The following is a 24,819-nucleotide window of genomic DNA, read 5'->3' as shown; positions in this document are numbered from 1 at the left end:
CTGAGCATCGTACGTGATCGGAAACATAGACGGGCAGGCCGGTGGGCCGGTCCGGCGCGCGACCCGCCCATCCGGGTGGGTGACGTTGACGTGCGTGTCTGGCGTACCGTCGGCATCGGCTGATGGGAGAGGAAGATGAGCGATCGGCGCGAGCCGCCGGAGTTCGGTCCGGGGCATGCCGCGCTGCCGCCCCGGGACTACCCGCCGACAGCGGAGTTTCCCCCCGTCGGCCACTCGTCACCACCGCCTTACGACCCCACTTCGGCGTACCCGGCCGGCGAGCCGTACCACGACTCCTATCCGGACGGCCCGGGCGCGGCGCCGGCCGGCCACCCGGGACACGGCGCGCAGCCGCGCGGTGGGCATCCCAGGCACGGCGCTGCGGACCACCGGGGCTACGGCACACCGCCCCCGGGCTACGGCTCTGCGGACCACCCGGGCTACGGCACACCGCCCCCGGGCTACGGCTCTGCGGACCACCCGGGCTACGGCACACCGCCCCCGGGCTACGGCTCTGCGGACCACCCGGGCTACGGCACACCGCCCCCGGGCTACGGCTCTGCGGACCACCCGGGCTACGAGGCAGCGCCCCCACCCGGCGGCCACCCGGGGTACGGCCCTCAGTCCCCCGCGCCCGGGCACCCGGCGCCCCCGCGGCGCAGCAACACCCCGCTGATCGCCCTGATCCTCGCCATCACGCTGCTGCTCTGCGGCGGCGTGGCGACCACCGGGGTGCTGCTCTACCAGCGCGGCAAGGAGAAGGCCCAGGAGGCGGTGGACGGCTTCCCGACCGCGCTGCCGACCGTGGTGCCCACCCTGCCGAGCGACCTGCCCGGCCTGCCGGACATCCCCGGCGGTCAGAAAGTCACCGTGGAGTACGAGGTGAGCGGGGACGGACCAGCCACCATCTTCTACACCGAGAAGCTGAACGGCCTGCCCAAGACGATCCCCGACGCGCAACTGCCGTGGCGGCTGACACTCACCATGCAGGGGCCGTCGCTGATCTCGGTGTGGGCGGTGCGCAGGTCCATCAACGATGGCACCATCACCTGCCGGGCCACGGTGGACGGCCGGACGGCGTCCGAGCACACCGCCTCCGGCCGGATCGCCACGGCCACCTGCAACAAGCTGACCCTGAACTAGGACCGCAGCCCCTCCCGAGAGAGACGGAGCACGGTGAGCACCGACCCCCTGGTCGAGCGGATGCGCCCGTTCGGAACCACGATCTTCACCGAGATGTCGGCGCTGGCCGCGCGTACCGGCGCGATCAATCTCGGGCAGGGCTTCCCGGACACCGACGGCCCGCCGGAGATGCTGGCCGCCGCCGCCCGAGCGCTTGCCTCCGGCGCCAACCAGTACCCGCCGCTGGCCGGCATCCCCGCGCTGCGGCACGCCGTCGCCGAGCACGAGCAGCGGTTCTGGGCCCTGACCAGGGACCCGGACACCGAGGTCGCGGTCACCGCCGGCGCCACCGAGGCGGTCGCGGCGGCGATCCTGGCGCTCTGCGAGCCGGGCGACGAGGTGGTCTGCTTCGAGCCGTACTACGACTCGTACGCCGCCTCGATCACGCTGGCCGGAGCGGTCCGGCGGCCGGTCACGCTGCGCCCGGGCCCGGACGGGCGGTACTCGTTCGACGAGGCGGAACTACGGGCGGCGTTCGGCGCGCGGACCCGGCTGGTGCTGCTCAACTCGCCGCACAACCCGACCGGCAAGGTGTTCACCCCGGCCGAGCTCGGCCTGGTCGCCGAGCTGTGCCAGGAGCACGACACCTGGGCGGTGACCGACGAGGTCTACGAGCACCTGGTCTTCGACGAGGCGCACGTCCCGCTGGCCGGCCTGCCCGGGATGCGCGAGCGCACGCTGCGCGTCTCGTCGGCCGGCAAGACGTTCTCGTGCACCGGCTGGAAGGTCGGCTGGGTCACCGGCCCGGCCCGGCTGGTCTCCGCGGTGCTGCGGGTCAAGCAGTTCCTGACCTTCGTCAACGCGGCGCCGTTGCAGCCGGCCGTGGCGGTTGCGCTGGGGCTGCCGGATTCGTACTTCACCGGCTTCACGGCCGCTCTGCGGGCCAACCGGGACCGGCTGAGCGCCGGGCTCGCCGCGGCCGGGTTCGACGTGCTGCCGTCCGAGGGGACGTACTTCGTGACCGCCGACATCCGGCCGCTGGGCGGGACCGACGGCGTCGAGTTCTGCCGTCAGCTGCCCGGGCGGTGCGGCGTGGTCGCGGTGCCCACCCAGGTCTTCTACGACCACCGGGAGGCCGGGCGGCACCTGATCCGGTTCGCTTTCTGCAAACGCGCCGAAGTGATCGACGAGGCCGCGGACCGGCTGAGAAAGCTCGCCTGACCCGAGGCCGCGGACCGGCTGAGAAAGCTTGCACTACCCGAGGCCGCGGATAGCTGGGACAGCTCAGACCCACCGCGGGCCGGCTGAGCATCACCCGAGTCCGCGACAGCCGGGAAGCCGGCCCAGCGGGCGGCTCCCGGGAAGCCGGTGCGGCAGAACACCGCCGGCCCGGCAGAACACCGCGAACAGCAGACGGCCCCGGAAAGCCGGCCCGGCAGAACACCGCCGGCCCGGCAGAACACCGCGAACAGCAGACGGCCCCGGGATCACACCCCGGGGCCGTCCACACGATTGCGGATCAGGCCGGGCTCGCCGCCCGTACCTCGTCGGCGATCCGCTCGGCCACGCTGCGCGCCTTGTCCTCGGTGGCGGCCTCGACCATCACCCGGACCAGCGGCTCCGTACCGGAGGGGCGCAGCAGCACCCGCCCGGTCTCGCCGAGCTCGTTCTCGGCCAGCGCCACCGCGGCCTGGACGGTCGGCGCCGCGGCGCCGGCCTCCCGGTCGCCCACCCTGACGTTGATCAGCACCTGCGGCAGCGGGTGCACCACGGCGGCCAGGTCGGCCAGCGACTTGCCGGTCGCCGCGAGTTGCGCCATCAGGTGCAGGCCGGTCAGCACGCCGTCGCCGGTGGTGGCGAACGCCGGCATCACGATGTGCCCGCTCTGCTCGCCGCCCAGCGCCAGGCCGCCGCTCTGCAGCTCCTCCAGCACGTACCGGTCGCCGACCTTGGTCTCGATCAGCTTGATCCCGGACTGCTTCATCGCGATCCGCAGGCCCAGGTTGCTCATCACGGTCGCGACCAGGGTGTCCCCGGTCAGCGTGCCGGCGTCGCGCATGGCCAGCGCCAGGATGGCCATGATCTGGTCGCCGTCCACCACGTCGCCGGACGCGGTGACCGCCAGGCAGCGGTCGGCGTCGCCGTCGTGCGCGATGCCCAGGTCGGCGCCCTCGCGCAGGACCGCCTCGCGGACCGCCTCGAGGTGCGTCGAGCCGCAGTCCAGGTTGATGTTCAAACCGTCCGGCTCGGCGTGGATGGCGATCACCTCGGCGCCCGCCTCCCGGTACGCCACCGGCCCGACCTCGCTGGCCGCGCCGTTCGCGCAGTCCACCACGACCTTGAGGCCGTCCAGGCGGTGCGGGATCGAGTCGACCAGGTGCTTCACGTAGTGCTCGGCGCCGTCCAGCAGGTCGTGGACCCGGCCGATGGCGGCGCCGGTGGGCCGGCCGATCAGCCCGTGCCCGTCCTCGATCGCCTTCTCGATCCGCGCCTCGAGCTCGTCCGGCAGCTTCTGTCCGCCGCTGGCGAAGAGCTTGATGCCGTTGTCCGCCATGGGGTTGTGCGACGCGGAGAGCATCACACCGAGATCGGCGCCGGTCTGCCCCACCAGGTACGCGACCGCGGGCGTCGGCAGCACGCCGACCCGCACCACGTTGGCCCCCGCGCTGGTCAGGCCGGCGACGACCGCGGCTTCCAGCATCTCGCCGCTGGCCCGCGGGTCACGGCCGACGATGGCGAGCGGCTGGTGGCTGCTGTCGGTCTCGACCAGTACCCGGGCGGCCGCCACGGCGACCGAGAGGGCAAGTTCCGGAGTGAGCAGGTCGCCGTTCGCAAGTCCGCGAACGCCGTCCGTGCCGAAGAGTCGCCCCATGGCGGCTTCCTTTCGCCGGTGACACGTGCCCTCAAGCCTGCAACACGGTGCGGCGCGGACAGGACTACCGGAACGGCTAGTTGGGGGGAGGGGGCAAAACCACGACGGCCGAGCACACTCCCCGATCTTCGGGGAGCGCACTCGGCCGCCGGCGGAAAATCAGCGCTTCGAGTACTGCGGGGCCTTACGGGCCTTCTTGAGACCGTACTTCTTGCTCTCCTTGACCCGCGCGTCACGGGTGAGGAAGCCGGCCTTCTTCAGGGCGGGACGGTCGTCCGGCTCGCTGGAGATCAGGGCCCGGGCGATGGCGAGGCGCAGCGCGCCGGCCTGGCCGGTGATGCCGCCGCCACGCAGGTTCGCGAAGACGTCGAACTGCTCGGCGCGCTCGACGGTGCCGAGCGGCTCGCGGATCAGCTGCTGGTGGACCTTGCTCGGGAAGTAGTTCTCGAGGTCACGACCGTTGCAGATGATCTTGCCGGTGCCGGGCACCAGGCGCACCCGGACGATGGCCTCCTTGCGGCGGCCGACGGTCTGGACCGGACGGTCACCGGGACGCGGGGCGCGGACCGGGGCCGGCGCGGGCGTCTCAACGACGACGACCGTCTCAGCGGGCTCCTCGACGGTCTCGACGACCTCGGGCTCGATGATGTCGGACATGCTGCTGCCTTCTCCCGCGCTCACTGCGCGATCTGCTTGATTTCGAACGGCTGCGGCTGCTGCGCGGCGTGCGGGTGCTCAGCGCCGGGGTAGACCTTCAGCTTCTTGATGATCTGGCGGGCGAGCTTGTTGTGCGGAAGCATGCCCTTGACGGCCAGCTCGATCGCCTTCTCGGGGCGCTTGGACAGCAGCTCCTCGTAACCGACCTGCTTCAGACCGCCCGGGTAACCGGAGTGCCGGTAGGCGACCTTGGTCTGCCGCTTGTTGCCGGTCAGCGCGACCTTGCCGGCGTTGATGATCACCACGAAGTCGCCCGTGTCGACGTGCGGGGCGAACGTCGGCTTGTGCTTACCCCGCAGAAGGGTTGCGGTGTGGGTAGCCAGGCGGCCCAGAACGACGTCAGAAGCGTCGATAATGTGCCACTGACGCTCGATCTCACCCGGCTTCGGGCTGTACGTACGCACAGAATTACCTTGTCTCGTCGTCGGTCTGGGGGCGCGCGCTGGCCGCGTCGAACTCGACGTCGACACGAACATCAAGCACACCCCAGGGGGAGCGCTCGCAGCTATCGCACAACAGCAGGCAACAATACCCGGCCGCGCGGCGCGTGGTCAAAACAGGCGGGTCATTCAAACAGGCGCGAGATCAAACCTGGGTGAATGCCCGAGGCGGGACCTCAAACGGCATCCAGCATACTCGGCCCGCGGTGTCGCCCCGCCCCGGGTGCGACAACCGGCTCCCGACCGCTCTTAGCAGGCTCGAAACAAATGGGACGTCCGGCTGAAATTCGCCACCGGCAGGCTTCCGGACATGCCCAACGGTGCGGACTCCCGGACGACGCGGCCCGGCCCCGGCCGGCCCGGCGGGCCGGGGCGCACCACGGGGAGACCACCGTCAGGGTTGAGGACGGACCTGACGGTGTGCGCCGCGCCGGCTCGCCGGCGTGGTGCGGAGAAGTCGCGGCGTGCCCCGGACGGAGGCACGGCGAGGACCGTAAGCGTGACATGGGAGCGGGTCCACGCTGAGGACGACGGTCGTCGAGCGTGCCCTTCGGTGGACCGCCCGGCCACGCCGCGACTTCTCGACCCGGCCCGCGGGATCGCCGCCGCATGACGGAGCGAACCCCCGGGCCCCGCCGTCCGGTGCTGACCGCGGTCGCGCTGACCGACCCGGCCGCCGCCCTCTCCGGATACACCATCGGCGTCACCTCCGACCGCCGCCGCGACGAGCTGAGCGGTCTGCTGGAGGGCCGGGGCGCCCGGGTGGTGCTGGCCCCCGCGCTGCGGATCGTTCCGATCGCCGACGACGCCGAGCTGCGCGCCGCCACCCGCGCCTGCCTCGCCACCCCGCCCGACATCGTGCTGGTCAACACCGGCATCGGGATGCGCGGCTGGCTGGAGGCGGCCGAGGGCTGGGGGCTCGCCGAGCCGCTGCGCGCCGTGCTGGCCCGCGCCTACCTGGTGGCCCGCGGCCCCAAGGCCCGCGCCGCGGTCCGCGCCGCCGGGCTCCAGGAACGGTGGACACCGGACGGCGAGAGCCACGAGGAGGTCGTCGAACACCTGACCGGCCGGGGCGTCACCGGTCTCACGGTCGCCATGCAGCTGCACGGCGAGAGCCAGCCCGAGTACACCGACGCCCTGACGGCCGCCGGCGCCCGGGTGATCGAGGTCCCGGTCCACCGCTGGGCGCCCCCCACCGACCCGGCGCCGCTGCACCGCCTGGTCGACCTGATCGCCGGCCGGCTGGTCGACGCCGTGACGTTCACCTCGGCCGCCGCGGTCCAGGCGCTGCTGCGCGCCGCCGGACCGGCCACCGAGCCGCTGCTGGAGGCGCTGCGCACCGGCGTACTGGCCGCCTGCGTGGGCCCGGTCACCGCGGCTCCGCTGCGCCGTCACGACGTCCCGGTCGCCATCCCGACCCGCGCCCGGCTCAGCGCCCTGGTCCGCACCCTGGTCGACGAGCTGCCCAAGCGGGCGGTGTCCCTCCAGGTGAACGGGCACTCGATCACCCTGCGCGGACACGCCGCGGTGGTCGACGGCGAACTGCGCCCCCTCGCCCCCGGACCGATGGCGGTGCTGCGCGCGCTGGCCGACTCGCCCGGCCGGGTGCTGTCCCGGGCCGCGCTGCTGCAGGCGCTGCCGCGCAACGCCGACGAGCACGCGGTGGAGATGGCCGTCGCCCGCCTGCGCGCCGGTCTGGCCATCCCCGGCCTGGTCCAGACCGTGGTCAAGCGCGGTTACCGCATCCCGATCTGACCGCCGCACCGGCGCCGCCGCACGGCTCAAGATCCGCGGACGATTGCGGCCGAACCCGTTCCGGTACGACCTGTGCCGCCCCGCCCGCGGTCACGCGCCCCATCCGGACCCGCGCCCGGCCGCTGCCACCCCGGACCGCGACACGCCTGCCGGCCCCGGCCGCTGCCACCCCGGACCGTGACACGCCTGCCGGCCCCGGCCGCTGCCACCCCGGACCGCGACACGCCTGCCGGCCCCGGCCGCTGCCACCCCGGACCGCGACGCGCCTGCCGGCCCCGGCCGCTGCCACCGCCGGAACGGCGCGCACGCCACGCGGGACGGGCCCGGGACGCGGCCGCGCGCCCCGCGACCGGGAGTCGCCGGGTCGCGGGGGCCCGGCGCGGGTGTGGTCAGCCGACGACGACGCCCTCCTCGTGCTGCGCGACCAGGGTGGCCATGGCGTGTTCGACGACGCCGATGAGCACCGCCTTGACCGACTCCCGATGCCGGGCGTCGCACATGATCAACGGGACCCGGGCCGGGATCGCGAGCGCCTCACGCACCTCGTCCGGCTCGTAGCGGGGCGCGCCGTCGAAGCAGTTGACCGCCACCAGGTACGGCAGATGCCGGTTCTCGAAATAGTCGAGCGGCGCGAACGCGTCGGTCAGCCGGCGGGTGTCGACCAGCACCGCGGCGCCGACCGCGCCGCGGATCAGCTCGTCCCACATGAACCAGAAGCGGGTCTGGCCGGGCGTGCCGAACAGGTAGAGGATCAGGTCCTCGGCCATGGTGATCCGGCCGAAGTCCATCGCCACCGTGGTGGTGCCCTTCTCCGGAACCTTGGACGCGTCGTCGATCCCGGCGCCGGCCGCCGTCATCACGGCCTCCGTGGTCAGCGGCTCGATCTCGGAGACCGCGCCGACCAGCGTGGTCTTCCCGACACCGAAGCCACCGGCGATCACGATCTTCGCGGAGGTGATCTCCGAAGGAGGGGCGCCCGCCCGCTCAGAGCTTGCGAAGTCCACTCAAAACCCTTCCCAGCAGATCCATCCGCTCCGTGAAACCCTTCCGGGGAGCGGCACTGTGCAGCGAGAGCAAACCGTCGGCGACCATGTCGGCGACGAGGACCCGGGCCACCCCGAGAGGCAGCCGGGTCAGCGCCGCGAGCTCGGCGAGCGATTGGGCCTTCGGCTCACACAGCGCGGCGATGCGGTACTTGTCGTGCCCGGCGAAACGCGCTTCCTGGACGGCCGCCGAGCTGGTGACCAGGACCGCTTCGATCGGGATGTCCCGGATCGGCTCGGTCCGGCCGCGGGTCACCGCGTACGGCCGCACCAGGTTCCCCCGGGGATCGTGCGGCTCTGTCATGTCGCGGTCACCTCATCTCCACCGGGGCTCAGCAACCCCGGCGCCTAGTGGCTGACGGCCTCGCGTGCCGCCGGCGACAACGCTGCGCCGACGCGTTCCACCAGCAGGGCCATCTCGTAGCCGACCTGGCCGACATCGCAGCTGCGCGCCGCCAACACGGCCATCGACGAACCGTCGCTGATGGACATGAGGAAAAGATAGCCGCTATCCATCTCGATGATGGTCTGCTGCACCTTCCCCGCGCTGAACATCCGGGACGCGCCGTCGGTCAGACTGACCACGCCGGACGTGATGGCGGCCAGCTGGTCGGCCCGGTCGGCCGGCAGATCCCGCGAGGATGCCAGCAACAGACCGTCCGCCGAGACCGCCACCACGTGCGCGATGCCCGCGATGCTGTCGGCGAAGTTGCTGAGCAGCCAGCCCATGTCCTGCATGGTGGGAGGCCTGGTCACTGTTCGTTCTCCTTAGGAGCCTGTGCTGCCACGGCGGCGGATTCGGCGACGCCGTCCGTCCGCCCTCGCTGCACCCCACGGGTGTACGCGGAGAGCAGTCCGCGTACGTCGTCGGGGCTGCGACGATTCTGTGCCCGCGGGATGTCCTGCACCCCGCCGGGGACCAGCTGCGCCTGCGGGATCCGCTTCGGCAGGCCGGAGCCGGTGGTGCCGGCGGCCCGGGGCGCCGACGCGGCCATCGCGCGCTGCCAGCCCTCGTCGGCGGCGGTCCGCCAGCGATCCTCGGCGGCGGTCCGCGGCCGCGGCACCATCGGGGTCTCGGCCGGCGACGCGGCGGGCGTCCGGGCCGGGCTCCGCGGCGGTGGCCCGGCCGGGCGGTCGGCCCGGTGCATCGGATCCGCCTCGGGTGGCGCGGCGGCGGCCACCGGCGCGGGCGCGTAGCCGGCGGTCGGCATGCCGTGCACGTCGCGCGCGTCCGCCTCCGGCTCGAACCAGGTGTGCTGCATCTCCAGCTGGATCGGCGTGCCCGCCGCCGGCGCGGGCAGCGGTTGCGCGGAAATCGGCTGCGCGACATACGGTCCGGCGGGCAGCGGCGGCCCGGCAGCGAGCGACGCGGAATCCGGCCCGACAGGAAACGGCGGCCCGGCCGAGAACGACGCGGAATCCGGCCCGACAGGAAACGGCGGCCCGGCCGAGAACGACGCGGAATCCGGCCCGCCGGAGGCGGGCGGCGCGGGGAGTCGGTCAGGCCAGGCCGGCGGTCCGGAAACCGGCGGCTCCGGGACCGGATCGGCCCAGGCCGGCTGCGCGGCGAACGGCTGGGCGGAGACCGGCGGCGCGGACACCGGACCGGCCCAGGCCGGCTGGGCGGCGGCCGGTCGCGCCGAGACCGGGTGCGCGGACACCGGCTGCGCGGCGATGGGGCCCGCGCTCGGGTGGGCCGACACCGGCTGCGCGGAGACCGGCGCGGCGGCCGACACGGGCTCGAACATCGGCGCCGAGGCCGGCTCCGGGGCTGCCGGCTGCGGCACCCGGGTGGGCAGCGGCGGCCGGTCCGGCGTGGGCCGCAGATCGAGGTCCGGCGGGGGGCTCGCCGCACCCGGCGCCCAGCGCGGGCCGGTCGCGGTGAGCGGCGGGGCGGTGCGGATCGGCGGGCGCGCCTGCGGCGTACGCTCGGAGCCGCCCACCGGTTGCGGAGCCGGACCGGGCCGGGTCCAGCTCGCCGCCCCGGCCGGCGCGGCCGGCGCGCCGGGCAGCACGACGATGTCGGCCGGCAGGGTGATCTCGGCGATCGTCCCGCCCTCCCGGCTGGGCAGCAGCTGCACCACGATGCCGTGCCGGGCCGCGAGGCGGGCGATGACCGCGAACCCCATCAGCCGGAAGGCGCTGACGTCGACCTCGGCCGGCTCGGCGAGCCGGTGGTTGATCAGCTCCAGCTGCTCGGCCGAGATGCCCAGGCCACGGTCCTCGACCTGGACGACCGCCTGCTCGCCGGAGCGCCGCCCGTGCGCCATCACCACCGTGGTCGGCGGCGAGAACCGGGTGGCGTTGTCGAGCAGCTCGGCGATCAGCCGGACCACGTCGTTGACCGCGGCCGCGGCGACCGAGACGTCGGTGTCGATCGCCCCGAACTCGATCCGGTGGTACAGCTCCACCTCGGACTGCGCGGCCCGGAGCGCGTCGATCAGCAGCGCGTCCTCGCGGCGCGGGGTGCCGACGTCGGCGCCGGCCAGCACCAGGAGGTTCTCGTCGTTGCGGCGCATCCGGGTGGCGAGGTGGTCCAGGTCGAAGAGCTTGGCCAGCCGCTTCGGGTCCTCCTCGGTGCGCTCGATCTGGTCCAGTTCACCGATCATCCGGTCGACCAGCGCCTGGCTGCGCCGGGCCAGGCTGAGGAACATCGCGGAGACGCTGGTGCGCAGCGCGGCCTGTTCGGCGGCGACCCGGATGGCCTCCCGGTGCACCATGTTGAACGCCTCGGCGACCTGGCCGAACTCGTCGCGCTCGGTGAGCCGGATCGGGTCCCGGGTCTGCGCGATGATCCGGTCCACGCCGCCCGCGCCCAGGCTCTCCACGTCCTGCAATCGGTTGACCGCCTCGGGCAGGTCCCGGTGGGCCACCGCGAGCGCGCCCTCGCGCAGCCGGCGCAGCGACAGGTGCAGGTTGCGACCCAGGTAGAAGGCGAGCGCGATGGCCGCGAGCAGGATCAGCAGCACCACCACGAATTCCAGGGTGGCGCGCTGCGTGCTGGTCTTGCTGGCGGCCTGGGCGACCCGGACGACATCGCTCTCCAGCCGGGTCTCGGCGGTCCGGAACAGATCCAGGACCTCGGTGTACGCCTTCGTCAGGTCGGTCGCGGACACCGCCGCGGGACCGGTGAGGCGGGTGCTCAGGCCGTCCGCCCGGGCGACCGAGGCATTCGCCATGATCGACTCCACCAGGCCGGCCTGGTCGGTGGTGGCGATCTGCCGGAAGTCGTCGAGCGCCTCCTGCCGGGACGCCTGCGCGCCGATCAGCTCCTGCTGCCGGGCGGCGCTGAGCAGGCCGGTGACCCGGACCACGTACGCGGCCGCCTCCTGGTCGGCGGCGGCCGATTCGATCCGGGTGAAGGCGGCGAGGGCGCGCAGGCCGTCGGCGACCGGTCCGGGGTCGGCGACCTGGCTGACCGCGTCGTCGTAGTCGGAGATCTGGTCGAGGACGTCGCCGTACCGCTGGACCGCGGAGGCGACGGTCACGTTGTCGCGCGCCGCCACCGCGCTCCGGGTGTCGGCCAGCCGGTCGAGCCGCTCCTGGATCAGTTGCAGCCGGTCGCGTACCCGGGCCGGCACGTCGGTGATCGCGCCGCGGTGCTCCTGGAACACCCGGATCCGCGTGTCGACCGCCGCGCCCGCCTCCCGGTACGGCTCCGGCGGCGCGTCGGCGGTCGCCAGGTACGCCGCGGCGGCCATCCGCTCGCGTTGCAGCAGGCGGCTCAGCCCGGAGAGGTCGGCGCTGAGCGCGGTGAGGTCGGCCACCCGGGCGGCGTCACCGGCCCGGCCGCGCACGTCCATCAGGCGCAGGGAGGCCAGCGCCAGCACCGCGATCAGCGGGATGATCAGCAGGCCGCCGAGCTTGGCGCGGATGCTCGCGTCCCGCAACCGCGGGAGAGGACCACGTCGCACAGCCAGGCCCGAGGATCCCGTGCTCACGACATCTCCTTCGCGATCGTCCCGCACCACTGGGCACGCCGAGAAGCTGTCGTCGATGACGCCGGCGTGAAACCACCCGAGGCCTGCGGTCCGGCCCCGTCCGGCGCGCGCAGCAAGGTGCGTGCCGTTATCGGCACGGCGGCGATTTCATCAGAACCCTGTGGGGTTTGGGAAGCCTGGATCCTCCCGGAAACCGCCCGGCTGTCCGAGTGGTAACCGCGCGCGGGCGCGTCCCGCGACCGCCGCCGGGGCGTTGACGTGCGCGGATGCCTCATCCCCGGCCACCGGCGCGGCCGGAGCCGCCGAACACCTTCACGATTCCAACCACTATGTGAGAGTCCCGTCCCGCGTTTGCCGAAACCACGGCTTCTGAGCAGGGGTCTCACGTTCGCAGGGATGGGCACGACACGGCGGACACGCTGTCCGCTCCGGACAGTGTCCACTCTGGAGGTACGTCTGGCAAACATCCCTTCCGTCGCCCCCTCGTCACCCCAAGTAACGCCCATACATTCACAAAGTTCGATTGGTGGAGATCCATACTTTAGGCTGCCTTAAGAACCCGGTCTCCCCCTGGCGGAGCCGCCGCCGCATTCCGTAACGTGCCCGGCATGGCATTTCGGAGCTGGGTGAAGCTGCTCGCCACCACCGCCACGGCGGCCGCGGTGATCGGAGCCGGCCAACTCGGCATCGCCTACGGGCTCGGAATCGTGCGGCTCGACCGCGTCCTGGACGTCACTGCGCGTGACCAATGGACCGCGCAGCTCGCCTGGGTCGCCTGGATCGCCATGACCGCCGCGGCGCTCGGCGCGATCGTCGCCACCGGCCTGCGCCCGCGCTGGCGGCCCCGCCCGGTCGGCCCCGGCGGCGCGCTGGCCATCGGCCTGACCGCCGGACTCGGCTCGCTCGCCGTCCTCCCGCTGACCATGCAGCCGGCCCGGGCCGCGCAGATCGCCGGGGTGCAACCGGTGTTCGTGATCGGCGCGGCGGCCGGACTCGGCGCCGCGGCCGGCATCTTCGCCGGCTGGGCCGCCGCCGCCAAGCCCGCGGCACGGTGGAACGTGGCCGTCCTGAGCGTGCTGATGTGGCTGGTCGCGCTGGTCTCCACCGGCCCGGCGCTGCTGCCCGGCCGCACCCCGGTCACGATCCGCCTCGGCGTGCTGAACGGCAGCCTAATCCCGCCCGCCGTCGCCGGGCACACCGCGTTCCTCACCATGCCGACCCTGGCCCTGCTCGCCGGCCTGGCGATCGGCTGGGTGGCGCGCAAGCGGCGGATGTCGGCGCTGGCCGCGGGACTGGCCGGGCTGGCCGGTCCGGCGCTGCTCACCACGGCGTACCTGGTCGCCGGCCCGGAGTCGGCCGCGGCCGGCTTCCGCGCCGACCCGTACTGGTCGGCGATGACCGCGTGCGGCGCCGGCGTGCTCGGTTCGGTGCTGGCCACGATCATCCGCGGCGCCCCGGACCGGGTGGCGACACCGGAGAAGCCCACCCCCGCCGCCGAGGGCCCGACCGCGACCCCGGCCGCCACCGGTCCGGGCGCGACCCCGGCCGCCACCACCGCGAGCCCGGCCCCGGCCGCCACCGGTCCGGGCGCGACCCCGGCCGCCACCACCGCGAGCCCGGCCCCGGCCCCCGCCGCCCCGAGCGCGACCCCGGCCATCGCCGAGACGGCGCCCGCGCTGCCGAAGCGGGACGCCCCGACGCGGTCGGCCATCGCGCAGGCCGCGGCCGCCGCGGCGCTGCGCCCCGACGAGCAGTTGCGGCCGTCCGACACCGGGGTCATCACCGCGGCGCCCGGCACGCCGAACAACCCGTTCTCCGGCGGCACCGGCAGCCCGTTCCGCTCCGGCGCCCCGTTCCCCGCCCAGCCGGCGCCCACCCAGGCCCCGCCGCAGGCGCCGGCTCCGGAGAAGGCGCCGCGATTCTCCGGCCAGCAGCCGACACCGGCATCCGGGGCGCGCGGCTGGCGAGCCCGCCGGGCCGCGGCCGCTGCCGCCCCGGCCGCTGCCGCCCCGGCCGCTGCCGCCCCGGCCGCGGACTCGTTCAACGGCTTCGCCGCCGGCCAGCCGACCGGTCGGGCCGGCTCGATCACGGCCGAGCAGCCCCGGGTCCCGGCGCCGCGCGGGCCGGTCGTCGAACCCACGTCGATCAGCGGCCCGCACCCCGGGGGCCAGCGCCGGTCCACCGCGGAAACAGACTATGTCGATTGGGTGAGCGGGCTCGGCGGACAGTAAAACATCCGTGAACTCCGATGAAATGATGTAGCCGGGAGGTACCGCCGGGCGGCCCGGGCCGAAACGATGGCCGGTGTCCGCGCCCCATCCCCTCGCCGCACATCGGAGTTCGACCGTGACCCATCCCCTGCCCCGCGTCCGCAAACTGCTCCTCAGCCTCGCGCTGGTGTTCGGGCTGGCCGGCACCGCGCTGGTCGCGCCGGCCGTGGTCGCCCCGACCCACACCGCCGCCGCGCAGGCCGCCGTCCACTCCTCGTGCACGATCAGCCGCTGCTCGGCGGCGCGCACCGCCTACACCGGCTGGGGGACGCTCGGGTGGCCGACCAGCGCGGGCTGGTACTCGTGGCCGTACGGCAACTACAACTACACCGGCGGAACCTTCCAGAACCGGGAGGGCTACCTGCCGTCGGCCACCTACAACGAGTACGACGTCTACTCGCGGGCCAGGGGCGCGTCGCGGGACGCGTACCGGATCGTGGTCAACCGGAGCACGAAGGTCGCGTACTTCACCCCGGACCACTACGTGACGTTCTACAAGCTCTGAGACCGTTTTTGCACACGTGCGGCGGCCGTCTGGCAGACGGCCGCCGCGCTGCTTTTCCGGTCGTCCGGCCACCGGTGTCCCGTTGCGCGCAACCCACGTGCCGGCGGATCGCACCCGACGGATGCTCAAGCCCGCGGATTCAGCGGACCGGCGCGGAAAGTCACCGCGAAAGCTCACCCGGCCCCGGCTACCGGCCGAACAAGGCGGCTGCCAGGGGATAACGGAGTCCGCTCGGCGAGAACGGCAAACCCGGCACGAGCCGGGGACGCGAAGCCGCAGGACCCACGGGGTCGGCTGGGCTACCACCGGACGAACAGGGGAACGACCGATATGCGTACCATGCTCCAGCTCCTCGGCGGCGTGGCCGTCGCCGGCGCCGTCGCCGCGGGCAGCACCGCCTTCACCGCCGCCGGGCTCACCACGTCGATCAGCAGCGCCACCATCATCGGTGGCGGCAAGGTCGGCCTGACCGTCGACGGCGCCGTGCTCAGCGCCGCCTCGCTGGTGGCCGACGGCACCTACGGCGAGCGCATCACCGGGGCGACGCTCACCCTCGCCGGCGCCAGCGCGGCGCTGCCCACCACGGCCACCGTGACCGGCGTGCTGACCGGCACGAGCGCCGGCGGCACCCCGAGCACCACCAAGCCCCTCACCTGCTCGTACAACAGCGGCACCACCAAGTGGGACTGCACCGTGGCCAACACCGGCACCGACTACCTGACCGTGGTGACCGCCCTGGACGTCACGGTGGCCGCCTGATCCGGCAATCCCTGCCACCGCCCGGGTCCGATGGCAGGATGACTGCTGTTCGCCATCTGCCGTCCGGCATGACGGAGTAGCCATTTCCCGGGCCCGACGTCTGACAATGGCCGCCATCCTCACGATGGCGGCCATTGCCGCATGGGCTGTCGCCACGCATCGCATCTCCTACGTCGTCACGCACGGCGTCAGCATGGAGCCCACCTACCGGGCCGGCGATCTGGCGGTCCTGCTGAGAGCCGATTCCTACGAAGTCGGCCAGATAGCCGCCTACCATGGTTCCGGCGGTGTGGAGACGCTGCATCGCATCATCGGCGGCGACGCAGAGACCGGCTATGTCTTCCAGGGCGACAACAACCCGTCGATCGACGCGGTCACCCCCACAGCCGATGAGTTGATCGGGCGGGCGGTCCTCCATGTCCCCCACGGCGGCGCCTGGCTGCGGCCGCTGCTCAGTCCCACCGGTCTCGGCGTGCTCGGCTTCCTCGTCGTCAGCGGCGGGGCGGCCCGAGCCCGGACACGCAGGGACATGCCTCGTGGGCGCCGGAAGAAGAGAGTGAAGGGCATGGCTGGCCAAGGCGGCTCCTGGGGGACGGCTGCGCTCGCCGTCAAGGCCGTCGGCCGCCTCCACCCCGCCCTGCGCGTCCTGGCCGCCGTGACCGCCCTGTGCGCGGTCGCCGGTACGCTCCTCGCCGTCCTGGGCTGGATGAGGCCGGCCACCGAGGCGGCTCCGAGCAGCGCGCGGGCCGGGGAGTCGATGACGTTCTCCTACTCGGCCGAGGTGGGCGCGTCCGCGGCGTACGACGGCACCGTCGCCTACTCCCCCGACCCGATCTACCGCAAGCTCACCGACCTCGTCGATCTGCAACTGCAGTACCGCGGCGCACCCGGCAGGATCAGCGTCGACGCCCGGCTCTCGTCCGGGGCGGGCTGGCATTCGACGATGCGGCTCTCGCAGGCACGGCCGTTCACCACCGACCGCTACACCGGCACGGTCCTGCTCGACCTCGACGGCATGGACGACCGCGTGCAGGCGGCGGCCAAGGCGATCGGCTCGGATCTGGGCCCGGTCACCATCACGGTGACCGCACGCGTGGAGCACCCCGACGGCGCCACCTTCGAACCCCAGCTGTCCCTGGCGCTCAGCCAGCTCCAGCTGGCCCTGCCCGGCGGCCCGGGCAGCCTCGTCGTCAACCGGACGGCGACGACCTCCGGCGGCGGGCTCCAGCCCCGGCGGATCGGTGTGCTCGGGCACGACCTGACGACCGCCGCGGTGGCCCGCAGGTACGCCGGCTGGCTGCTGCTCGCCGCCGTCGCCGGGATGGTCGGCGTCGGGATGGCCGCGCTGCGACATGTGCCGTTGATGACCCGGGCACAGATCGAACGCCGGTACGGTCATCTGCTCGTCCCGGTCGAGCCGGTCGGCGGGCGGCCGGACGAGCCGGTGGTGACCGTGGCGACGTTCCCGGCGCTGGTGCGGCTGGCCGAGAAGTACGGCCAGATGGTCCTCACCTGGACCCGCCCCGACGGCGCCGACGACTTCGTGGTCCGCGACGACGGCGTCACCTACCGGTACCGGATCGTCGCGCCCCGCCCGAGCACCGCGAGGCCGCCGCTCTCCGGCGTACCCCATCCGGCCCGGCACATGCGGCGGAGCGCCGCCATCGGCATCGCCTCGGTCATCGGCACCGCAGGCCGACCGGCGCCGGCCGGGGAGGCGGGCGGTCCGGAGGCCGCCGGAATCGTCCCCGACAAGCCGCCCGAGACCGGATCTGATCAGCATCCGGACGTCCGATCCGGGCAGCCCGCCGCCGGGTCACCCCCGCACCGCACCGAGGCCCCGCGCCCAGCCGAGGCCCAACGGTCTGCCGACGCCCCGCGCTCAGCCCAGGCCCAACGGTCCGGCGAGGCCCAACGGTCTGCCGAGGCCCAACGGCCCGCCGCACCGGATCGGGCCGCCGCGGAATCCGGGCAGATGGCGGCGCCGGACCGGGCCACCGAGCCGGAGCCGGGTGAGCAGCCGTCTCCCGAGCAGACCCAGGAACTGAGCGCCGATGTTCTCGCCCGGCTCACCGAAGATCGCGGGCCGGAGCGGATCGGAACCGCTCCCGCCGCCGCGGAGCCGGGCACCACGGCACCCGAACCGCCCGCCGGGGCCACCGCCACGGAGGAATCCGAGCCCGCGCCGCACCCGACCACGGGAGAACACCCCGCTCCGCCACCCACCACGGAAGAGCAACCAGCCCCGCCGCCCATCACGGAGGAACAACCAGCCCCGCCACCCATCACGGAGGAACAACCAGCCCCGCCGCCCATCACGGAGGAACATCCAGCCCCGCCACCCACCACGGAAGAACAGGCAACCCCCGAAGGCAAGGTGGAACAGGAGGCGACCGCCGAATCACAACCGCCCACCAGGCGCAAAGCCGCCGCCAAGCCGACCACCGTCCGGAAGACCGCGACGAAGGCCCGATCGAAGGCCGCAGCCGAGGCACAGCCGGCCGGCCAGCCCGAGACCACGACCGAGGCACAGCCGGCCAGCCAGCCCGAGACCACGACCGAGACACAGCCGGTCGACCAGCCCGAGACCGCAACCGAAACACGGCCGGCCGACCAGCCCTTGGACGCCACAGCATCCGCCGAGCAGCCGACCGGCCGGCTCGCCGCCACCTCCGCCACCCCCGAGCCGGCGGAGGCCGACGACAGCACCGCGCCCGTGATCCCGGCGGGAGTGTCCACGGCCGCGGTCATGGCCGTACCGGAAGCGGCTGGGCCCGTGCCGGAGGGCGGCCCGGCGGCGGACGGCGCGGCCACGACCCCGCGCAAGCGCGCCGCGACCCGCAAGCCTCGCGCCCGCAAGACGGCCGCCCCCGAAGCCGAGCCCGTCACCGGCCCCGCGGAGCCGGCAGCCGCAGCGACCACGGGGACGCCCCAGGCCGAGGCGGAAGCCAAGGCGCACGCCGAAGCCCAGGCCGAGGCCGAGACCCGGCCGGTCCCGAAGTCCCGGGCGAAGACCCGAAGCCCCCGAAAGACCAAGCCGACCATCACCGAACCGGAAACCCGCACCGAACCGGACCGCGGTCCCGAAGCCGGCCGCGCACCGGAATCCGACCGCGGTCCCGAAGCCGGCCGCGCACCGGAATCCGACCGCGAGACCGAGGTCGGCCGCAAGACCGAAACCAATCAGACGCCCGAAACCGACCACGGCACCGAACCCAGTCACACGCCCGAAGCCAACCATGGCACCGAAACCGACCGCACGTCCGGAGCGGAGCACGAATCCGCGGCCCCGTCGCCGACCGGCGTCGGGGCCGCCGAACCGGAACGGCACACCGCCGAACCGGAACGGCACACCGCCGAACCGGAACGGCAGACCGCCGAACCGGAACGGCAGGCTGCCGAGGACCTGGCCGCCCGCAACCGGATCCTGGAGGAGGCGATCACCCGCCAGGCCGAGCGCGACCAGGCCGCCGCCGACCGGGCCCGCAGCGAACGACTGGCTCGCGCCGCCCCGCGGGATCCGGCCTACGATTTCCTGCCCCGCAACAACCCGCCGCCCCGGCGACCCGCGGACTAGGACGTGATGGGCAGGTAGACCCGCGCGCCGCCGTCCACGAACTCCTCCGACTTCGCCTTCATCCCGGCCGCCCGCAGCTCGTGGCTGATCTTCATGGAGCAGAACTTCGGCCCGCACATCGAGCAGAAGTGCGCCGTCTTGGCCGGCGCCGCGGGCAGCGTCTCGTCGTGGTACGCCCGCGCCGTCCCGGGATCGAGGGCCAGCTCGAACTGGTCCTCCCAGCGGAACTCGAACCGTGCGTGCGACAGCGCGTCGTCCCAGGCCTGCGCGCCGGGGTGGCCCTTGGCGAGGTCGGCCGAGTGCGCCGCGATCTTGTACGCGATCATCCCGGCCTTGACGTCCTCCTTGTTCGGCAGGCCGAGGTGCTCCTTCGGGGTGACGTAGCAGAGCATCGCCGTGCCGAACATCCCGATCATGGCAGCGCCGATCGCGGAGGTGATGTGGTCGTAGGCGGGCGCGATGTCGGTGGCCAGCGGCCCGAGCGTGTAGAACGGCGCGCCGGCGCACAGCTCCTGCTGCAGGTCCACGTTCTCCTTGATCTTGTGCATCGGCACGTGGCCGGGGCCCTCGACCATCACCTGGACGTCGTACTCCCAGGCGATGTGGGTGAGCTCACCGAGGGTGCGCAGCTCGGCGAACTGCGCCTCGTCGTTGGCGTCGGCGATCGAGCCGGGGCGCAGGCCGTCGCCGAGGGAGAAGGTGATGTCGTACTCCCGGAAGATCTCGCACAGTTCCCGGAAGTGCGTGTAGAGGAAGTTCTGCCGGTGCTCGGCGAGACACCAGGCCGCCATGATCGACCCGCCGCGGGAGACGATGCCGGTGACGCGTTCGGCGGCGAGCGGGACGTACTCCAGCAGCACGCCCGCGTGGATGGTCATGTAGTCGACGCCCTGCTCGGCCTGCTCGATCACGGTGTCCCGGAACAGTTCCCAGGTGAGCTTCAGCGGGTCGCCGTTGACCTTCTCCAGGGCCTGGTAGATCGGCACGGTGCCGATCGGCACCGGCGAGTTGCGGACGATCGCCTCGCGGGTCTCGTGGATCCGCGGACCGGTGGACAGGTCCATCACGGTGTCCGCGCCCCACTGGGTGGCCCAGGTCAGCTTCTCGACCTCCTCGGCGACCGACGAGGTGACCGCCGAGGTGCCGATGTTCGCGTTGACCTTCACCAGGAACTTCGACCCGATGATCATCGGCTCGGACTCCGGGTGGTTGCGGTTGGCGGGCAGCACGGCCCGGCCGGCGGCGATCTCCTCGCGGACGACCTCCGGGTCGACCCCTTCGCGTACCGCCACGAACTCCATCTCCGGCGTGATGTCACCGGCGCGCGCGGCGGCGAGCTGGGTACGCCCGTCCCACCACGGTTTCCGCAGCGGCGGCAGGCCGACCTCGGGGTCGCTGCCCGGGCCGGACGTGTCGTAGAGCCGGACCGGCGGGTTGTCCCCGGTCAGCACCACCTCGGTGAACGGCACCCGGATCTCCGGACGGGAGCCTTCCACGTAGACCTTGCGCCTCATGATTCCTCCCAGATAGGTACAAAACCGGCGGCAACCGGCAACGCGGAGCCCGCGAGCGACCCGCCGGGGTCTCGTCCTGTTCGGACGTGTCGATCAGCCGGCGGTCCGGCCGTTCCAGAAGTGGTCCAGCGGCCCGGGCCCGGCGCCCAGCCGCCATCCGGCGCCGCCGCGCAGCGCCCCGGTCACGTACTCCTTCGCCGCCGCGACGGCGTCCGGCACCGGGTCACCGGCCGCCAGTCGCACCGCGATCGCCGACGAGAAGGTGCACCCCGACCCGTGGTTGTTCGCCGTCGGCACCGGCTCGCCGCGCAGCTGCGACACCCGGCCGCCGTGCCACAGCACGTCGACCGCGAGCTCGCTGCCGGTCACCACCACCGCGCGCGGTCCGGCCGCGGTCAGTTCGGCCGCGGCCGCGGCCATCTCCGCGGTGGTCTCGACCCGGCGTCCGACGAGGACGCCGGCTTCGTGCCGGTTCGGCGTCACCACACTCGCGTACGGCATGAGCACCGAGACGACCGCGGCCTCCCCGAGCCGGCTGCCCGAGGTGGCCACCAGCACCGGATCGACGACCAGGTTGGGCAGATCCGCGGCCCGTTCCGCGATCACCCGGGCCACCGCCGGGTCCGCGATCATCCCGACCTTGACCGCGGCCACCGGCAGATCACTGAGCACCGCGTCGAGCTGCGCCGCCACGCTCCGCGCCGGCACCGGGTGGATGTCGGTCACGCCGAGCGTGTTCTGCGCCGTGATCGCGGTGAGGACCGAGACGCCGTACGCCCCGAGCGCCGCGAACGTCTTCAGATCGGCCTGGATCCCCGCGCCGCCGCCGGAGTCGGAGCCGGCGATGGTGAGCACCACCGGCGGCGTCACGCGGACACCTCCCAGCCGGCGCTCACGGTCGCTTCCGCACCGGAGAAACCCCCACCGGCACCGGCGGACCCACCCCGGCCGGCGCCCGGCGCCGTATCGGGCCCGCCGGAACCACCACCGACACCAGCCGACCCACCCCGGCCGGCGCCCGGCGCCGTATCACGCACGCCGGAACCGGCTGGCCGCTCCGCGGCCGCGGCGGCGAAGGCGCCGGCGAGCAGGCGCGCCGCCCGCTCCGGGTCGGCCGCCCGCATGATCGCGCCGAGGACCGCGATCCCGGCCGCCCCGGCCGCGGCGCACTCCGCCGCCCGCGACGCCGAGTCGATCCCGCCGAGCGCCAGCCACGGCACCGTCCCCGCCAGCACGGCCGCCTCCCGCGCGCCCAGCGCCGGGCCGTATCCCGGCTTGGTGGCGGTCGGGTAGATCGGCGACAGCGTCACGTAGTCCACGCCGGACATCGACTCGGTGCCGTGGCACGACCGCCCGACCAGCGGCACGCCCGCCGGGACCGGGTCGGCCGCGGCCAGGTGCACCGCGTCACCGCCGAGCGGGTCCGGCCCGGCCACGATCAGCCGTCCGGCCGGGACGACCGCGCGCAGCTCGTCGCGGAGGGCCGTGCGCCGCCCGTACGGCAGGTCCCGCTCCCGCAGCACCACCCACCCGGCGCCGCCCCGTACCGCCGCGGCGACCACCTCCACCAGCGGCCCGGCGGCGGACCGCCGGTCGGTGAGCACGACCAGCCCGCCCGGCGTCACCACACCGGTATCCCCTCGTCCGGGGTGGACGCGACGGCGTGGAATCGGCGCGGGATCCGCCCGGCCTGCCGGGCGAGCCGCCCCGCCGCGACCGCGTGCCGCATCGCCGTGGCCATCGCGACCGGGTCGTCGGCCCGGGTGATCGCGCTGGCGATCAGCACCGCGTCGCAGCCGAGCTCCATCGCGAGCGCGGCGTCCGAGGCGGTGCCGATGCCGGCGTCCAGCACCACCGGCACCTCGACGCTCTGCACGATCAGCTCGATGTGGTGCGGGTTCGAGATGCCCAGGCCGGACCCGATCGGGGAGCCGGCGGGCATCACCGCGGCGCATCCCACGTCGGCCAGCCGGCGGGCCAGGATCGGGTCGTCGCTGGTGTACGGCAGAACCGTGAACCCGTCGTCGACCAGCGTCTCCGCCGCCCGGAGCAGCTCCACCCCGTCCGGCAGGAGGGTGCGCTCGTCGCCGATCACCTCCAGCTTGATCAGATCGGTCTCGAAGGCCTCCCGGGCCATCTGCGCCGTCTTCACCGCATCACCGGCGGTGTAGCAGCCGGCGGTGTTCGGCAGCACCCGCACGCCGAGCCGGTCCAGCATCGGCAGCAGCCCCGGCCCGGCCGCCTCGACCCGGCGCAGCGCCACGGTGACCAGGGTGGCTTCGGCGGCCGTGACGGCCTCCTCCAGCACCGCCAGGCTCTGCGCCCCGCCGGTGCCGAGGATCAGGCCGTTCTCCGGAAGAAGCATCGTCATCCTCCCTGCGCGGCGGTGAGCACCTCGACCGAGTCGCCGTCGGCCAGATCGACCTGCGCCCAGGTGGACCGCGGTACCACGGTGCCGTTGACCGCCACCGCCACGCCGCGGTGAGCGTCGATGATCTCGGCGACCAGGGCCGCGACCGAGCAGTTGCCGGACCGGTCCTGGAACCGGCCGTTGATCATGAGGCGCATCCGAACCTCCCGGGCGCGAAGTCGTCCAGCATCGGGTCGGCCGATCCGGTGAGCACCAGGTCGGCGATGAGTCGGGCGGTGACCGGCGCCAGCAGCACACCGCTGCGGTGGTGACCGCTGGCCACCACCACCCGGTCGTCCAGCCGCCCGAGCAGCGGCGCGTTGTCCGGGGTGCCCGGCCGGTGTCCGGCGGCCACCTCGGCCAGCTCGAACTCGCTCAGCCCGGGCACCAGGTCGAGGGCCGCGCGCAGCAGCTCGTGGACCCCGCCCGCGGTGACCGCGAAGTCGCCGCGCTCCTCCTGGGTCGCGCCGACGACCACCTCGCCGGAGGCGCGGGGCACCAGATAGACGAACCGGCCGTCGGCGAAGCCGGTGATCACGTGCCGGAGCAGGCCCGGCTCACCTCGCAGCCGCAGCACCTGCCCCTTGACCGGGCGGACCGGCAGCCCGGTCAGCGCCGCGGTCCCGCAGCCGGCGGCCACCACGACGGTGTCGGCGTCCACCTCGTCCAGGGTGCCGATCCGCTTGCTGACGATCCGGCCGGCCAGCCGCTCGCGCAGCACGGCCATCACCCGCCGCGGGTCGACCTGGCACTCGTCCGGGGCGTGCACGCCGATCCGGACCCGTGGGGACAGCGCCGGCTCCAGCGCCCGCAGGCGCTCGCCGCGCAGGACCGGCACGTCCTGGACCCGCCACACCCGCTGCGCGATGGCGACGTCGTCGGCGGTCAGCGCCAGCCCGAGCGAGCCGGCCCGGTCATATCCGACGTCCGCGCCGAGATTGTCGGCGAACTCCGGCCACATCCGCGCCGAGGTGGCCAGCAACCGGGCCAGCTGCGGGTGCTCGAAGGCGGACTCGCGCCCGGCCGCGATCATGCCGCCGGAGACGTGCCAGGCCCCCTCGTCGCCCGGCCCGGCCGCGTCGTAGACGGTGCATCCGGCGCCGCGGCGGTCCAGCTCCTCGGCGATGGCGAGACCGATGATGCCGCCGCCGACGATGGCGATGCTCATCCGAGCACCTCCAGGAACGCGGTGGCGGCGCCTTTCGGGTCGGCCGCGAAGGCGCCGACGGCGGCGACGCCGTGCACGCCCGGCAACGGCAGCCGGTCCAGGGTGATCCCGCCGATCGCGACCACCGGGGTGCCGGGCACGGCCGCGGCCACCACCGCGACCCGTTCCGGGCCCAGCGGGGGTGGCAGGCCCACCTTGGTCGTGGTGGCGAAGGCCGGTCCGACCCCGAGGTAGTCCGCGCCGTCGGCGACGGCGGCCCGGGCCGCCTCCGGGGTACGGCAGGTGGCCCCGATCACCGCCCCGGCGCCGAGCACCCGGCGGGCGGCCGCCACCGGCAGGTCGTCGGCGCCCAGGTGCACGCCGTCCGCGCCGGCCGCCAGCGCGACCCCCACCCGGTCGTTGACCAGGCACATCGTGCCCGCCGGGCGGCAGATCTCGACGGCCGCGACGGTCAGCGCGTAGGCCTGGGCATCGTTGGTCTTGACTCTGATCTGCACGGCCAGCGGGCCGAGGCCGGCCACGCCGCGGACGACGTCCAGCGAGTCGGTGATGACGTGCAGACGTGGAAAAGGATCGTGCATGAAGCACTCCTCCCTGCGCCGGCATTACCCGGATCAGGTTCGACGGTCGGGGGCCGCATCAGCCCCCCTCTCAGCCCGGTGCCCGGACTCCCGTGGGGTTTCTCGTCATCGGACCCTAACGCGACCGTGACGAGAAGCGCTAGTG

The 24,819-nt window shown here is 73.9% G+C and carries 20 protein-coding genes, 1 pseudogene and 2 riboswitches; of the genes and pseudogenes, 7 read left to right on the top strand and 14 right to left on the bottom strand.

What is annotated here, in order from left to right; translation table 11 throughout:
- Positions 1-135 precede the first annotated feature (135 nt).
- Entirely contained in the window at positions 136-1,143 is a 1,008-nt protein-coding gene (locus ACTEI_RS03250; protein ID WP_122976270.1) for an MmpS family transport accessory protein, read from the top strand.
- A gap of 60 nt (positions 1,144-1,203) precedes the next feature.
- On the top strand, positions 1,204-2,343 hold the full coding sequence (locus ACTEI_RS03245; protein WP_239082280.1) for a pyridoxal phosphate-dependent aminotransferase: 1,140 nt from the start codon (positions 1,204-1,206) through the stop codon (positions 2,341-2,343).
- A 298-nt stretch (positions 2,344-2,641) separates the two neighbouring features.
- Here the strand turns inward: ACTEI_RS03245 and glmM are convergent, their stop codons facing one another.
- The 3 genes from glmM to rplM form a co-directional block, all read right to left on the bottom strand.
- A complete protein-coding gene (gene glmM, locus ACTEI_RS03240; RefSeq protein WP_122976268.1) occupies positions 2,642-3,994 on the bottom strand; it encodes a phosphoglucosamine mutase in 1,353 nt (450 codons plus the stop codon).
- Positions 3,995-4,153: 159 nt separating this feature from the next.
- On the bottom strand, positions 4,154-4,651 hold the full coding sequence (gene rpsI, locus ACTEI_RS03235) for a 30S ribosomal protein S9 (RefSeq protein WP_122981890.1): 498 nt from the start codon (positions 4,649-4,651) through the stop codon (positions 4,154-4,156).
- A gap of 20 nt (positions 4,652-4,671) precedes the next feature.
- Positions 4,672-5,115 (bottom strand): 50S ribosomal protein L13, encoded by a 444-nt coding sequence (gene rplM / locus ACTEI_RS03230; protein WP_122976267.1) that lies wholly within the window; start codon positions 5,113-5,115, stop codon positions 4,672-4,674.
- 645 nt (positions 5,116-5,760) lie between these two features.
- Here rplM and ACTEI_RS03225 point away from each other — a divergent pair.
- Positions 5,761-6,906, top strand: a complete 1,146-nt coding sequence (locus ACTEI_RS03225; protein ID WP_122976266.1) for a uroporphyrinogen-III synthase — start codon at positions 5,761-5,763, stop codon at positions 6,904-6,906.
- A 389-nt stretch (positions 6,907-7,295) separates the two neighbouring features.
- On the opposite strand, the gene ACTEI_RS03220 is transcribed toward ACTEI_RS03225, so the two are convergent.
- The 4 genes from ACTEI_RS03220 to ACTEI_RS03205 are packed head-to-tail and all read right to left on the bottom strand — an operon-like array spanning position 7,296 to position 11,890.
- Complete coding sequence (locus tag ACTEI_RS03220; protein WP_122976265.1) at positions 7,296-7,910, bottom strand: GTP-binding protein; 615 nt, start codon at positions 7,908-7,910, stop codon at positions 7,296-7,298.
- Positions 7,891-8,253 (bottom strand): DUF742 domain-containing protein, encoded by a 363-nt coding sequence (locus tag ACTEI_RS03215; protein ID WP_122976264.1) that lies wholly within the window; start codon positions 8,251-8,253, stop codon positions 7,891-7,893. The genes ACTEI_RS03220 and ACTEI_RS03215 overlap by 20 nt, the downstream gene beginning before the upstream one ends.
- Positions 8,254-8,297: 44 nt before the next feature.
- The gene (locus ACTEI_RS03210; protein WP_122976263.1) at positions 8,298-8,705 is read right to left on the bottom strand and encodes a roadblock/LC7 domain-containing protein; all 408 of its coding nucleotides are present in this window, start codon (positions 8,703-8,705) and stop codon (positions 8,298-8,300) included.
- Complete coding sequence (locus ACTEI_RS03205; RefSeq protein ID WP_122976262.1) at positions 8,702-11,890, bottom strand: sensor histidine kinase; 3,189 nt, start codon at positions 11,888-11,890, stop codon at positions 8,702-8,704. Before ACTEI_RS03205 ends, ACTEI_RS03210 begins: the two co-directional genes overlap by 4 nt.
- 608 nt (positions 11,891-12,498) lie before the next feature.
- Between ACTEI_RS03205 and ACTEI_RS03200 the strand changes: the two genes are divergently transcribed.
- The 4 genes from ACTEI_RS03200 (at position 12,499) to ACTEI_RS03185 (ending at position 19,001) form a co-directional block, all read left to right on the top strand.
- Entirely contained in the window at positions 12,499-14,121 is a 1,623-nt protein-coding gene (locus tag ACTEI_RS03200) for a hypothetical protein (RefSeq protein WP_145830960.1), read from the top strand.
- A 115-nt stretch (positions 14,122-14,236) separates the two neighbouring features.
- Positions 14,237-14,665, top strand: coding sequence for a ribonuclease domain-containing protein (locus ACTEI_RS03195; protein ID WP_122976260.1), 429 nt, complete (start codon positions 14,237-14,239; stop codon positions 14,663-14,665).
- Positions 14,666-14,897: 232 nt separating this feature from the next.
- Positions 14,898-14,972: riboswitch (cyclic di-GMP riboswitch) on the top strand.
- Positions 14,973-14,995: 23 nt separating this feature from the next.
- Positions 14,996-15,424, top strand: coding sequence for a hypothetical protein (locus ACTEI_RS03190; protein WP_122976259.1), 429 nt, complete (start codon positions 14,996-14,998; stop codon positions 15,422-15,424).
- 124 nt (positions 15,425-15,548) lie between these two features.
- Entirely contained in the window at positions 15,549-19,001 is a 3,453-nt protein-coding gene (locus tag ACTEI_RS03185) for a DUF5305 family protein (protein ID WP_145830961.1), read from the top strand.
- Here ACTEI_RS03185 and thiC read toward each other — a convergent pair.
- The 7 genes and pseudogenes from thiC to ACTEI_RS03150 form a co-directional block, all read right to left on the bottom strand.
- Positions 18,998-20,515 carry a phosphomethylpyrimidine synthase ThiC gene (gene thiC, locus ACTEI_RS03180; RefSeq protein ID WP_122976257.1) on the bottom strand — a complete coding sequence of 506 codons (1,518 nt, stop codon included), beginning with the start codon at positions 20,513-20,515 and terminating at the stop codon, positions 18,998-19,000. The two genes, ACTEI_RS03185 and thiC, sit on opposite strands and share 4 nt — an antisense overlap.
- Positions 20,516-20,608: 93 nt before the next feature.
- Entirely contained in the window at positions 20,609-21,385 is a 777-nt protein-coding gene (gene thiD / locus ACTEI_RS03175; protein WP_122976256.1) for a bifunctional hydroxymethylpyrimidine kinase/phosphomethylpyrimidine kinase, read from the bottom strand.
- 191 nt (positions 21,386-21,576) lie between these two features.
- Positions 21,577-22,143, bottom strand: a pseudogene (locus tag ACTEI_RS03170) (thiamine phosphate synthase); the annotation flags it as partial.
- The gene (locus ACTEI_RS03165; RefSeq protein ID WP_122976254.1) at positions 22,137-22,886 is read right to left on the bottom strand and encodes a thiazole synthase; all 750 of its coding nucleotides are present in this window, start codon (positions 22,884-22,886) and stop codon (positions 22,137-22,139) included. The gene ACTEI_RS03165 and the pseudogene ACTEI_RS03170, both read right to left, overlap by 7 nt.
- The gene (gene thiS / locus ACTEI_RS03160) at positions 22,883-23,083 is read right to left on the bottom strand and encodes a sulfur carrier protein ThiS (RefSeq protein WP_122976253.1); all 201 of its coding nucleotides are present in this window, start codon (positions 23,081-23,083) and stop codon (positions 22,883-22,885) included. The genes ACTEI_RS03165 and thiS overlap by 4 nt, the downstream gene beginning before the upstream one ends.
- Positions 23,071-24,093 (bottom strand): glycine oxidase ThiO, encoded by a 1,023-nt coding sequence (gene thiO, locus ACTEI_RS03155; protein ID WP_122976252.1) that lies wholly within the window; start codon positions 24,091-24,093, stop codon positions 23,071-23,073. The genes thiS and thiO overlap by 13 nt, the downstream gene beginning before the upstream one ends.
- The gene (locus ACTEI_RS03150) at positions 24,090-24,674 is read right to left on the bottom strand and encodes a thiamine phosphate synthase (RefSeq protein WP_122981889.1); all 585 of its coding nucleotides are present in this window, start codon (positions 24,672-24,674) and stop codon (positions 24,090-24,092) included. Before ACTEI_RS03150 ends, thiO begins: the two co-directional genes overlap by 4 nt.
- A riboswitch (TPP riboswitch) is annotated at positions 24,668-24,778 on the bottom strand. Its footprint overlaps the gene before it by 7 nt.
- Between the last annotated feature and the right edge of the window lie 41 nt (positions 24,779-24,819).

The sequence above is a fragment of the Actinoplanes teichomyceticus ATCC 31121 genome, from assembly GCF_003711105.1.
Lineage (GTDB): Bacteria > Actinomycetota > Actinomycetes > Mycobacteriales > Micromonosporaceae > Actinoplanes > Actinoplanes teichomyceticus.
This window is presented reverse-complemented; position numbering and strand designations above follow the sequence as displayed.

Coding starts and splice junctions, on each gene's coding strand:
- glmM (WP_122976268.1), bottom strand. CDS start 3,994: ATGGGGCGACTCTTCGGCACGGACGGCGTTCGCGGACTTGCGAACGGC.
- ACTEI_RS03150 (WP_122981889.1), bottom strand. CDS start 24,674: ATGCACGATCCTTTTCCACGTCTGCACGTCATCACCGACTCGCTGGAC.
- ACTEI_RS03250 (WP_122976270.1), top strand. CDS start 136: ATGAGCGATCGGCGCGAGCCGCCGGAGTTCGGTCCGGGGCATGCCGCG.
- ACTEI_RS03200 (WP_145830960.1), top strand. CDS start 12,499: ATGGCATTTCGGAGCTGGGTGAAGCTGCTCGCCACCACCGCCACGGCG.
- ACTEI_RS03215 (WP_122976264.1), bottom strand. CDS start 8,253: ATGACAGAGCCGCACGATCCCCGGGGGAACCTGGTGCGGCCGTACGCG.
- ACTEI_RS03190 (WP_122976259.1), top strand. CDS start 14,996: ATGCGTACCATGCTCCAGCTCCTCGGCGGCGTGGCCGTCGCCGGCGCC.
- ACTEI_RS03165 (WP_122976254.1), bottom strand. CDS start 22,886: ATGACGATGCTTCTTCCGGAGAACGGCCTGATCCTCGGCACCGGCGGG.
- ACTEI_RS03225 (WP_122976266.1), top strand. CDS start 5,761: ATGACGGAGCGAACCCCCGGGCCCCGCCGTCCGGTGCTGACCGCGGTC.
- thiC (WP_122976257.1), bottom strand. CDS start 20,515: ATGAGGCGCAAGGTCTACGTGGAAGGCTCCCGTCCGGAGATCCGGGTG.
- thiO (WP_122976252.1), bottom strand. CDS start 24,093: ATGAGCATCGCCATCGTCGGCGGCGGCATCATCGGTCTCGCCATCGCC.
- ACTEI_RS03185 (WP_145830961.1), top strand. CDS start 15,549: ATGGCGGCCATTGCCGCATGGGCTGTCGCCACGCATCGCATCTCCTAC.
- thiS (WP_122976253.1), bottom strand. CDS start 23,083: ATGCGCCTCATGATCAACGGCCGGTTCCAGGACCGGTCCGGCAACTGC.
- ACTEI_RS03245 (WP_239082280.1), top strand. CDS start 1,204: ATGCGCCCGTTCGGAACCACGATCTTCACCGAGATGTCGGCGCTGGCC.
- rpsI (WP_122981890.1), bottom strand. CDS start 4,651: ATGTCCGACATCATCGAGCCCGAGGTCGTCGAGACCGTCGAGGAGCCC.